Source organism: Antarctobacter aquimaris, assembly GCF_900184945.1.
Lineage (GTDB): Bacteria > Pseudomonadota > Alphaproteobacteria > Rhodobacterales > Rhodobacteraceae > Maliponia > Maliponia aquimaris.
In genome coordinates, this window is the sequence record NZ_FXYF01000050.1 from 1 (window position 1) to 945 (window position 945).

Consider the following 945-nt stretch of genomic DNA (forward strand, 5'->3'; position numbering starts at 1 on the left):
CAGCCTTGAAGTAGTTCCAACATTCTTGCTCCGAGTAGAGGTCGCAGACATGACCGATTGCTTTGAACATTTCGGTGAATGTCCTCGCGCCGATCCGTCTGAGTTGGGCCTTGAGCTTAGAGAAGGCCATTTCGATGGGGTTGAGGTCGGGGCTGTAGGGCGGCAGGAACAGGAACCAACACCCTGCATCCCTCATCGCGCTGGCTGCGGCGGCGTTCTTGTGCGTGGCCAAGTTGTCCAGAATGACCACGGTGCCGGGGGGCAATTCCGGGACCAGCACTTTCTCGACATAGGCCGCGAAGGCGGGACCATCCATTGCCCCCTTGATGACCCAGGGTGCGATCATAGCATCGGCGGTGAGCCCCGCGATGAAGGTTTGTGTCCCCCACGACCCGAATGGGGCGTCCATGACCAAGCGATCCCCACGCGGTGCCCATCCCCGCAACCGGGTCATGTTCGTCTTCACGGACGTTTCGTCAATGAAGACAACGCGTTCCGGGTGCGCTGACACAGCCGGGATACGGTGCCTGAACCAGTCTTCGCGCTGCCGCCTTACCTTGGTGCGGCGACGCTCGGCAGCAACCAGCGACTTTTTTTGTGCGTGTAGCCGAGCTTGCGAAGGAACTTTCCGATCGCGTTCGGGTGCGCGCACACACCGGTCGCGTCGTGCAAGGCAGACGCCAGTTCCGGCATCGTGATGTCGCCGTCCTGCGTAATGACCTCGGCGAAGAAGGCGCGATGCGGGTCAAGCTTGCCCTTGCCTTTGGGTCGACCTTGCGGCGCAGCCTGGGCCTGACCTGTCCGGCGGATCGCCTGCCCCCAACGCGCCCCAGTGGCAGGCGACACCTTCAGCCGCAACGCAGCCGCACGCCCGCTTAACCCTTCTTCAATCAATCTCTGAAACCGCGCCCGAAGAGCTTCCGGTAAAGGTGCCGACATGATCCA

At 61.8% G+C, this 945-nt stretch carries 1 protein-coding gene; it reads right to left on the reverse strand.

Going from position 1 to position 945, the window contains the following annotated elements:
* A protein-coding gene (locus MAA8898_RS25595) for an IS630 family transposase (protein ID WP_094023832.1) occupies positions 1-939 on the reverse strand; the annotation gives its coding sequence in 2 pieces (ribosomal slippage) (positions 1-595 and positions 598-939; 937 coding nt annotated over the 2 pieces). This gene is flagged as partial in the annotation.
* Between the last annotated feature and the right edge of the window lie 6 nt (positions 940-945).